The following is an 11709-nucleotide window of genomic DNA, read 5'->3' as shown; positions in this document are numbered from 1 at the left end:
GCCGGGTTCACGGTCGCCCCAGCGCTGCCTTTCCCGGTCACTCCCGCCCCCTTCTGCGGCGAACATGCGTCGCCGGTCCCCGCCAGGGTCGGTGCCGGCTCCCCGGTGCCCGGACGCACGACACCCCGGGTCGGTCGAACCCGGGGTGAATCATGTCCGGGCTTTGGCCCGGAGCGCCGCGGGGCGGGGTCAGCCGGTCATCTCCTCCAGGGTCTTGCCCTTGGTCTCCTTGACGAACCTCCACACGAACAGCAGGGACAGCAGGGCGAACCCGGCGTAGATCAGGTAGGCGCCGCTCAGGTTCCAGTCGCGCAGGCTCGGGAAGCTGACGGTGATGAGCCAGTTGGTGAGCCACTGGGTGGCGGTGGCCACGCCCATGGCGGCGGCGCGGATCCGCAGGGGGAACATCTCGCCCAGCAGCACCCACACGACCACACCCCAGGACAGGGCGAAGAACAGCACGAAAGCGCTGGCCGCCGTCAGGGCCACGGCCGCCCACAGGAACGGCAGGCTCACCTCGTCGCCGTCGACCACGGCGTGGCCGAACGCGTAGGAGGCGGTGGCCAGGGCGATGGTCATGCCCACCGAGCCCACCAGCAGCAGGGGTTTGCGGCCGATCCGGTCCACCAACATGATCGCGATGACGGTGCCGAGGATGTTGACGATGGAGGTGAACAGGCTCAGCAGCAGCGAGTCGGACTCGGCGATGCCCACGGACTGCCACAGCGACGAGGAGTAGTAGAAGATGACGTTGATGCCGACCAGCTGCTGGAAGGCCGACAGGGCCATGCCGATCCACACGATGGGCAGCAGCAGGTAGGGGCCGCGCAGGTCGCTCAGCCGGGGGCGCACCTCCGAGCCCAGCGCCGCCCGGATCTCGGCGATGCGGCGCTCGACCCGCTCGGGGCCGCCGCCCTCCACCTCGGCCAGGATGGTGCGGGCCTTGTCGGGGCGTCCCACCCGGACCAGGTAGCGGGGGGACTCGGGGATGAGCAGGCTCAGCAGCAGGTAGAGCAGGGCGGGCAGGACCTCCACGCCCAGCATCCACTGCCAGGCCTGGAGGGGGCCGATCATGTTCTGGGCGCTGCCGTCCGCGGTCTGGGCGATGGCGTAGTTGACCAGCTGCGAGCACGCGATGCCCAGCACGATGGCGAGCTGCTGGAGGGATCCCAGGCGGCCGCGGTAGGCGGCGGGTGAGACTTCGGCGATGTAGGTGGGGGCGATGACCGAGGCCATGCCGATGGCGACGCCGCCCAGGACGCGCCAGGCGGTCAGGTCCCACACGCCGAAGGGCAGCGCCGACCCGATCGCGCTGATCCCGAAGAGCACGCCCGCGAGCTGCATGACGCGGATGCGCCCGAGCCGGTCGGCCAGGGCCCCGGCGGTGGCCGCGCCCAGCACGCAGCCCAGCAGGGCGGCGGCGATGGTGAACCCCAGCACCGCCGAGTTGACCTCGAACCTGGCCTGGATGGCGTCGACGGCGCCGTTGATGACGGCGCTGTCGTAGCCGAACAGGAACCCGCCCATCGCCGCCGCCGCGGCGATCATGGTGACGTGGACGATGTTGGCGTCCTCGCCCGCTCCCCCGCTGACACTGCTCACGCGTTCTCCCTCTGACGGTCGTTCCTCCCAGGGTTAACCCGTAGGCAACGGTGAGTCACGTACAAGACACGACGAGTCGGAACAAGGCCGGAGAAAATTTCTCCGAAAGACATGACAGGAACCCGAACAGGGACGAAAGCAACTTTCTGTAATCACAGCATCACCGGCGGAGATGAAGGCGTGTGGTCAGAGCGGCCGGGGGCCGCCCGCGGAAGGGGGGACCCGTGCGCACCCTCCGAGGCCCGCCCGCGCCGTTCCGGACGCCGGGCCGGGCGCACCGCGGACCGGCGGGGTCACGCTCGGTACCGTATGGGAGCGCGCCCGGGCAGGGCCGGTCCCCGACAAGACTCCCCCGGTGTTCTTTGGCGGGTCCGGGGGGTGCGTCGCCCGGGCGGGGGCCCCAGGATCGTGTCCGTGACGACCTTTCAGAACCTTGCCGACAGGGCCCTGCGCCGTGAGCTCCCCTCCCGCGACGAGCTGCGGGCCGTCCTGGGCTCCTCCGACGACGACCTGATGGACCTGGTGGCCGCCGCCTTCCGGGTGCGCCTGCGCCACTTCGGCCGCCGCGTCAAGCTCAACTACCTCGTCAACATGAAGAGCGGCCTGTGCCCGGAGGACTGCTCCTACTGCTCCCAGCGGCTCGGCTCGCAGGCCGAGATCGTCAAGTACACCTGGCTCAGGCCCGAGCAGACCCGCGAGGTCGTCGAACAGGGCGTGCGGGCCGGTGCCACCCGGGTGTGCCTGGTGGCCTCGGGCCGCGGCCCCACCGACCGCGACGTGGACCGGCTGGCCCCCACCATCGAGGGCATCAAGCAGGAGCACCCGGGGGTGGAGGTGTGCGCCTGCCTGGGGCTGCTGTCGGAGGGGCAGGCCGAGCGGCTGCGCGAGGCGGGCGTGGACGCCTACAACCACAACCTCAACACCTCCCGGGAGCGGTACGCCGACATCTGCACCACCCACGGGTTCGCCGACCGGGTCGAGACGGTGGAGAAGGCCAGGCACGCCGGGCTCTCCCCCTGCTCGGGGCTGATCGCGGGGATGCGCGAGAGCGACGAGGACCTCGTCGACACCCTGTACGCGCTGCACGGGCTGGAACCGGACTCGGTGCCCGTCAACTTCCTCATGCCCTTCGAGGGCACCCCGCTGGAGGGTACCTGGGAGCTGACCCCGCAGCGGTGCCTGCGCATCCTGGCGGCGGCCCGGTTCGTGTTCCCCGACGTGGAGGTGCGGGTGGCGGGCGGCCGGGAGCTGCACCTGCGCACCCTGCAGCCGCTGGCCCTGCACATCGCCGACTCCCTCTTCCTGGGCGACTACCTCACCAGCGAGGGACAGGCGGGCCGGGCCGACCTGGAGATGATCGCCGACGCCGGGTTCGAGGTGCTGGGCGGGGTCCGGGGCGCCGGCGGAGAGGAGCGCCCCGAGCTGCTGCGGCCGCGGCGCCGGGGCGCCGGCACCGTCCTGCCGCCCAACACCTGACCCGCGGCGCGTTCGTCGGGGCGGACCCGACGAACGCGCTTCAGCGCTGCTGGGGGACCTGCTCGGCGCCGTTCCACTGCTGGTACTGCTGGGCGGCCTCGGCGGCGGCCTGGTCCTCCTGGCGGTCGCGCACGCACTTGGCGAGCGTGAAGGTCGAGGTGATCGCGTACAGCAGGCCCATGCCGAGGAAGGCGCGGATCCACAGGTCGACGGGGAGGAAGACGATCCCCGTGCCCAGGCCGACGGAGGCGGCGGCGAAGGAGATCATGGACTGGAGGTAGAACTGGGGGGTGGACCTGGGGGCGGGGGCGAAGGGGTTCATGGCCCCATGGTCCCCGGGGCCGGCCCGGGGCGCCTGAGTACGCCTACTCAACCACCGGCCGGCGCCCCCGCCGGTTCAGGCCCAGAGCGCGGGCCGGTCCGGGCGCAGCGCCGTCAGGTCCTGCTCCGGTTCGCCGCCCATCGCCAGGCGGGCCGCGACCGCCCCCTGGTAGGCGCCCAGGGACAGGCCGTCCCCGCCCAGGCCGGTGGCCACGACCACCCCGGGCAGCCGCTCCAGGGTCCCCAGCAGCGGGAGCCCGTCGCGGGTACCCGGACGGAAGCCCACCAGCGTCCGGACCACTGTGGCCTCGGCCAGGCCGGGCATCAGCTCCAGCGCGGTCGAGAGGTTCTCGGCCAGGCTCCTGGCGGTGACGCGGCCGTCGAACCCGGCCTCGGGCTCGCGGGTGCCGCCGGTGACGACCCGGTCGGGGCCGAAGGCCAGGGCGTGGCTCCCGCGCTCGCCGAAGCGCACCACCGGCCAGGGGCGGGTGTCGGTGCCGGGCAGGGCGAAGTGGGTGATCTGGCCGCGGACGGGGAACACCGGCAGTTCCACCCCGGCCACCGACAGCAGGCTCCCGGACCAGGCCCCGGCCGCCACGATGACCGTCGCGGCCGACAGGTCCTCGCCGCCCACCCGCACCCCGGTGACCCGGTGGCCGTTCCACAGCAGGTGCGCGTCGCCCTTGCGGTAGCGCAGGCCGCGCTCCTCGGCGGCGTTGAACAGGGCGTCGCGCAGCACGCGGCCGTGCACGCGGGCCATGCCCTGGACGTACACGCCCCGGTAGGCGGCGGGCAGCAGGGGGAAGTGCTCGCGGGGCTCCCCCGGGGCCAGGCGCTCCACCCGGCCCATGCCCTCGTAGCCGGGCATGGCGGCCAGGGTGGAGACCAGGTCGTACCCGGCGTCGTCGCCCTCCAGGTCCACCGACATGCCCCCGACGCGCTCGTAGCCGGTGGCCTGGCCGTCCTCGGCGAGTTCGGCGACGAGGGCGGGCAGGTGGGCGGCGGCGCCCAGTTTGAAGGCCTGCAGCCCCGGGTCCTCCCAGGGGAAGGGCCAGGGGAAGACGATGCCCTGTCCGGCGGCGGTGGCCTGACCGGTGTGGGAGGCGTCCACCAGCACGGTGGACACGCCCCTGCCCGCCAGGTGGAACGCCGCACTGGCGCCGACGACGCCGCCGCCGACCACGATCACGTCCATCGCATCCTCCAGGGGGTCCGCCGGGGTGGAGGCGGGTCGGGGGCGCCCGCGCGGTCGACCACCCTATGCCGCCGGGGAGGGGCCCTCCAAGCACCCGGACACGTGTCGGGGCGGGCGGTCCCGCCGCGCCACGGGCCTGTGAACAGGCCGAAAGACCCGCGTGCCGCCTCCGGGGCCGGGGCAGGGAGCAGCGATAGGTTGTGCGGTCAACGAAGAGCACCCTTTCCCCGGAGGTAATGGCACGTGAGCACGTACTCCCCCGGCGTCGCACTGATGCGGCGTCCCGGGCCGGACCTGGCGCAGGGCATCGTCACCCACATCGACCGGGTGGAGGTCGACCCGGTGCTGGCGGCCCGCCAGTACACCATCTACCAGGAGGTGCTGGCCTCGGCGGGGTGGCGGGTGTACGAGGTGGACCCGGCGCCGGGGCACCCCGACTCGGTGTTCGTGGAGGACCCGGTGGTGGTCTGCGGCGACCTGGCGGTGCTCACCCGCTCGGGGGCGCCGGAGCGGCGCGGGGAGGTCGAGGGGGTGGAGGCCGCGGTGCGGCGGCTGGGTCTGCGGGTGGCGCGGATCGAGGCCCCGGGGACGATGGACGGCGGCGACGTCCTGCAGGTGGGCGCCACCGTGTACGTGGGGGTGGGCGGGCGCACCGACGAGGCGGGCGCCGACCAGCTGGAGCGGTTGCTCAAACCGATGGGCAGGGAGGTGCGGCGGGTGGCTCTGGGCCGGGCGCTGCACCTGAAGTCGGCGGTGACGGCGCTGGAGGACGGGACCGTCATCGGCCTGGAGGAGCTGGTGGACGCCTCGGTGCTGCCGCCGATCCGCCGCCCGGCCGAGGAGCCCGGGGCGCACGTGCTGCCCTTGGGCGGCAGGGACGTGCTCATCAGCGCGGCGGCGCGCGGCACCGTGCACGAGCTGGCCGGGCAGGGGTGGCGGGTGCTGCCGGTGGACATCTCCGAGTTCGAGAAGCTGGAGGCGTGCGTGACCTGCCTGAGCGTGCTGGTCCCCGACCTGTGACCGGCCCCACCGCCTCGTGTTTTGCCGTTGCGGCAAAGATTTTTGTGGTTTTTGCGGGGTGGGGCGCATGCTGGTCGCGGAGGTGATCGAGGTGACGGAACAGAACGGCGCCCACGACTACGACGTGGTGGTGATCGGCGGCGGAGCGGCCGGGCTGAGCGGGGCGGTGTCCCTGGCCCGGTCGCGCCGCTCGGTGGCGGTGGTGGACTCGGGCGAGCCCCGCAACTCCCCCGCCGAGGGTGTGCACGTCCTGCTCGGCCGGGAGGGCGTCGACCCGCTCGACCTGCTGGCCAAGGGCCGCGAGGAACTGCTCGGCTACGGCGGCGAGGTGATCCCCGGCCTGGTCGTGGGGGCGGCCCGCCAGGAGGGCGGATTCTCCGTGACCCTGTCCGGGGGCTGGGTGCTGCGCTCGCGGCGCCTGCTGGTGACCACCGGGCTGACCGATGAGCTGCCCGATGTGGCGGGACTGCGGGAGCGGTGGGGGCGCGATGTGATCCACTGCCCCTACTGCCACGGCTGGGAGGTGCGCGGACAGCGCATCGGCGTGCTCTCCAGCGGGCCGATGTCGGTGCACCAGGCGCTGCTGATGCGCCAGCTGAGCGAGGACGTGGTGTTCTTCGCCCACACCGCGCAGCCCCTGGGCGGGGAGGACCGCGAACGGCTGGCCGCGCGCGGCATCGCGGTGGTCGAGGGCGGGGTCGCCGCGGTGGAGACCGACGGCGACCGCCTGAGCGGGCTGCGGCTGGCCGACGGGCGGGTGGTGGAACGCGATGCCGTCGCGGTCGCCACCCGCATGGTGGCGCGGGCCTCCTTCCTGGCCGACCTGGGCCTGGCCGTGGAGGAGCACCCCATGGGGGTGGGCGAGCACGTGCCGGTGGAGGCCGGCGGCCGCACGCGGGTGCCGGGGGTGTGGGCCGCGGGCAACGTCACCGACCTGGCCGCCCAGGTCGGCGCGGCCGCCGCCGCGGGCACCCTGGCGGGCGCCCAGATCAACGGCGACCTGGTCACGGAGGAGACGGACCGCGCGGTCGAGCGGATGCGAACCGGGGAGCCGTTCTCGGCCGCCTCGGAGGTGCGGGTGCACGAGGCGGTGGCCGGACCGGGCCGCCACGGGCTGTGACGGACGAGGGGGGACCCATGGGGCGGGAGTTCGACCGGGACTACTGGGAGGAGCGCTACCGGGGCCACGGCCACGGTCACGACGCGCCGCCCAACCCGCAGCTGGTGGCGGAGGTCTCCGGACTGGCCCCGGGCCGGGCGCTGGACGCCGGGGCGGGCACCGGCGCCGAGGCCCGGTGGCTGGCCGGACAGGGGTGGGAGGTGACGGCGGCCGACATCTCCCAGGCCGCCCTGGACGCCGCCCGCGAACGCGCCGGAGCCCTGGACCCGCAGGTGGCCGGGCGCATCGCGTGGGTGCGGGCGGACCTGACCGAGCAGATCCCCGGCGGGGGCGCCTTCGACCTGGTGTGCAGCCACTACGCGCACCCCACCGGCGGCTACCGGGCGTTCTTCGACCGGCTGGCGGCGGCGGTGGCCCCGGGCGGCACGCTGCTCGTCGTCGGCCACGACCACGCGGACGACCACCACGGGGCCCACGGCCACGGGTCGCTGGAGCACTCCAGGGTGGGCGCCGAGGAGGTCGCGGCCGGGCTCGACCCGAAGGAGTGGGAGGTGCTGGTGAGCGAGTCGCGCGACCGCGAGGTCGACCGGGGCGGGCACCGGGCCGTCCTGCACGATTCGGTGCTGCGGGCCCGCCGCCGCACCTGAGCCGGGGCCTGGGCGGGGAAGTCGGAGTTCCCCGCCCCGGCCGGTCAGAGCCAGTCGTGCTGGTGGGCGTAGCGGGCGGCCTCGTGCCGGGTGCGCGTCTGGGTCTTCTGCATCGCGTTGGACAGGTAGTTGCGCACGGTGCCCTCGGCCAGGTGCAGGCGCCCGGCGATCTCGGCGACCGAGTACCCCTCGCGGGTCTCGCGCAGTACGTCGACCTCCCGGTCGGTGAGCGGGGAGTCGTCGATGACGGCCAGCGCGGACACGTCCGGGTCGATCCACCGCTTGCCCCCGTGCAGGGCCGCGATGACCTCGGCGATGTGCGCGGGGTCGGCCGCCTTGCTCACGAAGCCCTGGACGCCGAGTTTGAGCGCCCGGCGCAGCACCCCGGGGCGGGCGTGCCGGGTCAGCATGAGGATCACCTGGTCGGGCCGCTCCCGGCGCAGCCGGGTGACGGCCTCCAGCCCGTCGGTGCCGGGCATCTCCAGGTCGATGACGAGCACGTCGGGCCCGTGCAGCAGGACCGCCTCCACGGCCGCCGATCCCTCGGCGGCCTCGGCGAGCACGGAGATGTCCCCTTCCAGGGGCAGCAGCGCCGCCAGCGCCGACCGCAGCAGGGCCTCGTCGTCGGCGAGCACCACGGTGGTCGTCATCGGGTCTCTCTTTCGTGGATCGTCAGCGGTCGGTGACGGCGGCGGGGAAGGACACGGCGGTCAGGAACCGCCCGTCCTCCCGCCGCGCCGTCAGGGTGCCCCCGGCACCGGCCACCCGCTCCCCCAGGGCGGCCAGTCCGCGCAGGGCGGGGGCCGGGCCCTGCCCCGCGCCGTCGTTGGTGATGATGATGCCCGTCTCCACCAGGGTGATCCGCACCCGTCCGGCCTGGGCGTGGCGCAGGATGTTGGTGGTGGTCTCCCGCAGCACCTGGCCGACCAGTTCCGCCGCCCGCTCGTGCACCTCGCCCTCGCGCTCCACCTCCACGCCGATGCCCGCGGCCTCGAACAGGTTCTTGGCGTTCTCCAGCTCCGCCGACAGGTTGAGCCTGCGCTGGGCGTAGACCAGGTCCCGGGTCCGGGCGATGGTGTCCCCGACCAGCTCGTAGACCTCGCCCAGCTCCCGTTCGGCCCGGTCGGTGTCGGCGCCCAGGAGCTTGCGGGCGAGTGCGACCTTCAGCTTGACCACGTGCAGGGTGTGGCCCTGGATGTCGTGCAGGTCGCCGGCGAAGCGCACGCGCTCGCGCATGACCGCCATCTCCGCCTCGCGCTCGCGGGCCCGCTCCAGCTCTCCGAGGATGTCGCGGACCGCGAAGACGAGCGAGACGAGGACGGCCCCGGTCGCGGCGACGGCCGCGGTGGCCACGCCGTACCGGAGCGCGGTTTCCAGAGGGCCTTCGGGTGCCAGCGCCGTTTTGACCGCCACCAGGGCGGCGCCGGAGGCGATGAACGCAGCGGCGGCCGCCCGCCGGTGGCGCGCCAGCGTGGAGACGGTGATGGTGGCCACGACGGCGACGCTGTAGACCGCGGTGGCGGCGTCGGCCGCCAGGACCACGGTGATCCACACGGCGGTGACGAAGGCCAGTGCGGTGAACAGGAGCGCGGGGTGGGGGCCGCGGCCCGCGGCCCACCGGTTGACGACCGCCATGGCCGCGGCCAGGGCCGAGCCCATGGCGATGCCCTCGGGGAAGGTCTGGGCGTCGGTCGCGATCAGCAGTGCCCCGACGGCGGCGATCGCCGCGGACACGATGTCCATGTTGAGTCTGCGCAGCCGTCCCTGCGTCTCCTCGGTCTGCTCCGACGCCATGCGCATCCCCCGTTCCCGGCCCCGCCCGCGGACCCCAGTGCGGCGCGCCCCCAGTCTGTCGGGGCCGGGGCGCGCCGACCAGTGACACGGCGTCACGGTCGGACCCGTGTGAATGTCATGGTCCGTCGGTGACGTGGGCGCACTGCCGGGAGAGGGGGCCTTCGGGCGATGGTGGGGTCCTGATCGATCCGCCGACGACGAAGGGCTTCTCCGATGATCGAGTTCCTCCAGGACTTCACCTCCCAGCTCCCCGTGGCCCTGCAATGGGTCGTGGTGATCGCGCTGGGGATGATCCCGTTCGTGGAGTCCTACAGCGGGTCCGCGCTGGGGGTGGTGGCCGGCCTCCCGGTCTGGGTCGCGGTCCCGGCGGCGGTCGCCGGGAACCTGGCGTCCATGCTGTTCTCGGTGGCCATGTCCGTGCGGGTGCGCGACAAGGTGCTCGCGGGCCGCGGGGACCGGCCCGAGAAGGAGGCCTCCCCTCGCCGCGCCAAGCTGCGCAGGCAGTTCGACCGGTACGGCGTGGCCGGTGTGGCCCTGCTGGGCCCGCTGGCGCTACCCAGCCAGATCACCGCGGCGGCGACCGTCTCCTTCGGCGCACCCCGCGGCGCGGTGGTGTTCTGGCAGGCGGTGGCCATCGTCCTGTGGGGTGTCGGGTTCGGCGCGCTGGCCGCGCTGGGCGTGGCGGTCCTGGCCTGACACGGCGGTGCCCCGGCCCCGGGGGCGGGGCACCGCCGGTCGGTCCCGCGGGTCAGCGCAGGTCGGCGAAGAAGGCGCGCACGTCGTCCAGGAGCAGTTCGGGCTCCTCCAGGGCGGCGAAGTGCCCGCCGCGGTCCTGGACGTCGGTCCAGCGGACGATGGTGTTCTCGGCCTCGGAGTAGCGGCGGATGCCGACGTCGTGGGCGAACACGATGACGCCGGTGGGCACCCCGGAGTCCTCGTCGACCTCGCCCCAGCCCATCTCGTTGGCGTAGCCGACGTAGGCGGCGGAGGTCGCGGTGCCGGTCAGCCAGTAGAGCATGACGTTGGTGAGCAGCCGGTCGCGGTCGATGACCTCCTCGGGCAGGGCGGTGCGGGGGTGGGTCCACTCGCGGAACTTCTCCATGATCCAGGCGAGTTGGCCGACGGGCGAGTCGTTGAGACCGTAGCCCAGGGTCTGGGGCCGGGTGCCCTGGATGGAGATGTAGCCGAACTGCTCGGTCATGAACTCGCCGATGCGGGCGATGCGGTCTCGTTCCAGGTCGGTGAGGGAGGCCAGTTCCTCTTCGGACATCTCCTCGGGGGGCATGCCCAGGCCGCCGTTGACGTGCACGCCCACCACCCGTTCGGGGACGCATCGGGCGACGTCGGGCGAGACGGCCGCGCCCAGGTCGCCGCCCTGGACGCCGAAGCGCTCGTAGCCCAGGCGGTCCATCAGCTCGGCCCAGGCGCGGGCGATGCGCTTGGAGTTCCAGCCGGTGTCGGAGACCGGGCCGGAGAAGCCGAACCCGGGAAGCGAGGGGATGACCGCGTGGAAGGCGTGGGCGGGGTCGCCGCCGTGGGAGCGGGGGTCGGTGAGGGGGCCGATGAGATCGAGGAACTCCACCACCGAGCCGGGCCAGCCGTGGGTGAGCAGCAGGGGCAGCGCGTCGGGCTCGGGCGAGCGGACGTGCAGGAAGTGGATGTTCTGGCCGTCGATCTCGGTGGTGAACTGCGGAAAGGCGTTGAGCTCCGCCTCGGCCTCGCGCCAGTCGTAGCCGTGGCGCCAGTGGTCGGCGAGCTCGCGCAGCCAGGCGGTGGGGGCACCGGTGCTCCACTCCCGGCCGGGGAGCTGCGCGGGCCAGCGGGTGGCGTCGAGCCGGGCGTGCAGGTCCTCGATCAGGTCCCGGGGGATGTCGATGCGGAAGGGGCGGATGGCCGCGCTGTTCTTCATGTGTCCCACAGTAGAAAGAGTGGAGGACGGTTTCTGTCCTCCACTCTGGCCGGAGCGGGTTCTTCTCAGGCCGCCTCGTCGAGGAGCTCGCGGGTGCGGCGCAGGACCGTGTCGTGGGTGAGGCCGTGCTCGGCCAGCACCGAGGCCGCGGGCTCGGGCGGACCCTGGCGGAGCAGGGCCAGCAGGAGGTGGGCGGAGTCGATGGCGGGGTGACCGGCGGCGATGGTCTCGCGCAGGGACAGCTCCAGCACCTTCCTGGCCCTGGCGTCGAAGGGGCTGCCCAGGCGTCCGCGCCGCCGGGGCGGGGCGGGCTCGGCGGGCGGGGTCAGGGCCTGGGGACCGAAGGCCTCCTCCAGGCGGCGGAACAGGGCGTCGGTGTCGATGCCGACGGCGCGCAGTGCGTCGAGTTCGCGGGTGTTGAGCCCGGCGGGGCCGGTGGGCGGGTCGGCGAGCATGTCCGGGGTGATCCCGGCCTCGGCGAGGATGCGGGCGCCGGTGCCCTCGGAGCGGGCCAGGGTGAGCAGCAGGTGGGCGGGGCCGACCTTGGCGTCTCCGTGCTCGGCGGCGGTGGCGACGGCGTCGGTGACGATGGCGCGGGCGGTGCGGCTGAAGCGTTCGAACACGG

At 73.8% G+C, this 11709-nt stretch carries 12 protein-coding genes; 5 read left to right on the top strand and 7 right to left on the bottom strand.

Features of this window, described 5'->3' with window-relative positions; translation table 11 throughout:
- Nucleotides 1-189 precede the first annotated feature (189 nt).
- Nucleotides 190-1548, bottom strand: a complete 1359-nt coding sequence (locus tag ACSUPR_RS02090) for a sugar porter family MFS transporter (protein WP_436892205.1) — start codon at nt 1546-1548, stop codon at nt 190-192.
- Between the two features lie 468 nt (nt 1549-2016).
- Here ACSUPR_RS02090 and bioB point away from each other — a divergent pair, with 468 nt between their 5' ends.
- Complete coding sequence (gene bioB / locus ACSUPR_RS02085; RefSeq protein ID WP_436889040.1) at nt 2017-3078, top strand: biotin synthase BioB; 1062 nt, start codon at nt 2017-2019, stop codon at nt 3076-3078.
- Nucleotides 3079-3118: 40 nt separating this feature from the next.
- Here bioB and ACSUPR_RS02080 read toward each other — a convergent pair whose 3' ends face one another.
- Together ACSUPR_RS02080 and ACSUPR_RS02075 are read right to left on the bottom strand one after the other, a co-directional pair.
- Nucleotides 3119-3400 carry a YiaA/YiaB family inner membrane protein gene (locus ACSUPR_RS02080; RefSeq protein WP_436889038.1) on the bottom strand — a complete coding sequence of 94 codons (282 nt, stop codon included), beginning with the start codon at nt 3398-3400 and terminating at the stop codon, nt 3119-3121.
- Nucleotides 3401-3475: 75 nt separating this feature from the next.
- Nucleotides 3476-4594 (bottom strand): NAD(P)/FAD-dependent oxidoreductase, encoded by a 1119-nt coding sequence (locus ACSUPR_RS02075; RefSeq protein ID WP_436889036.1) that lies wholly within the window; start codon nt 4592-4594, stop codon nt 3476-3478.
- Nucleotides 4595-4867: 273 nt separating this feature from the next.
- On the opposite strand from ACSUPR_RS02075, the gene ddaH reads away from it, so the two are divergent.
- The 3 genes from ddaH to ACSUPR_RS02060 all read left to right on the top strand — a co-directional run bounded on the left by ddaH (nt 4868) and on the right by ACSUPR_RS02060 (nt 7381).
- Entirely contained in the window at nt 4868-5614 is a 747-nt protein-coding gene (gene ddaH / locus ACSUPR_RS02070; RefSeq protein ID WP_436892204.1) for a dimethylargininase, read from the top strand.
- Between the two features lie 67 nt (nt 5615-5681).
- Complete coding sequence (locus tag ACSUPR_RS02065) at nt 5682-6734, top strand: NAD(P)/FAD-dependent oxidoreductase (RefSeq protein ID WP_436889034.1); 1053 nt, start codon at nt 5682-5684, stop codon at nt 6732-6734.
- Between the two features lie 17 nt (nt 6735-6751).
- Nucleotides 6752-7381, top strand: a complete 630-nt coding sequence (locus ACSUPR_RS02060) for a class I SAM-dependent methyltransferase (RefSeq protein ID WP_436889032.1) — start codon at nt 6752-6754, stop codon at nt 7379-7381.
- A 44-nt stretch (nt 7382-7425) separates the two neighbouring features.
- On the opposite strand, the gene ACSUPR_RS02055 is transcribed toward ACSUPR_RS02060, so the two are convergent.
- Together ACSUPR_RS02055 and ACSUPR_RS02050 are read right to left on the bottom strand one after the other, a co-directional pair.
- Nucleotides 7426-8031, bottom strand: a complete 606-nt coding sequence (locus ACSUPR_RS02055; protein WP_436889031.1) for a response regulator transcription factor — start codon at nt 8029-8031, stop codon at nt 7426-7428.
- A 22-nt stretch (nt 8032-8053) separates the two neighbouring features.
- Nucleotides 8054-9175: a sensor histidine kinase gene (locus tag ACSUPR_RS02050; protein WP_436889029.1), complete on the bottom strand. Its 1122-nt coding sequence runs from the start codon at nt 9173-9175 to the stop codon at nt 8054-8056.
- A gap of 213 nt (nt 9176-9388) precedes the next feature.
- Between ACSUPR_RS02050 and ACSUPR_RS02045 the strand changes: the two genes are divergently transcribed.
- Nucleotides 9389-9871, top strand: coding sequence for a hypothetical protein (locus tag ACSUPR_RS02045; protein ID WP_436889027.1), 483 nt, complete (start codon nt 9389-9391; stop codon nt 9869-9871).
- Between the two features lie 52 nt (nt 9872-9923).
- Here ACSUPR_RS02045 and ACSUPR_RS02040 read toward each other — a convergent pair whose 3' ends face one another.
- Both ACSUPR_RS02040 and ACSUPR_RS02035 read right to left on the bottom strand, forming a co-directional pair.
- Nucleotides 9924-11084: an epoxide hydrolase family protein gene (locus tag ACSUPR_RS02040; RefSeq protein ID WP_436889025.1), complete on the bottom strand. Its 1161-nt coding sequence runs from the start codon at nt 11082-11084 to the stop codon at nt 9924-9926.
- 65 nt (nt 11085-11149) lie between these two features.
- Nucleotides 11150-11707, bottom strand: coding sequence for a Clp protease N-terminal domain-containing protein (locus tag ACSUPR_RS02035; RefSeq protein ID WP_436889024.1), 558 nt, complete (start codon nt 11705-11707; stop codon nt 11150-11152).
- Nucleotides 11708-11709: the final 2 nt, after the last annotated feature.

Origin of the sequence: Nocardiopsis dassonvillei, from assembly GCF_964273065.1 — a bacterium.
GTDB classification, from domain to species: Bacteria; Actinomycetota; Actinomycetes; order Streptosporangiales; family Streptosporangiaceae; genus Nocardiopsis; species Nocardiopsis dassonvillei_B.
This window is presented reverse-complemented; position numbering and strand designations above follow the sequence as displayed.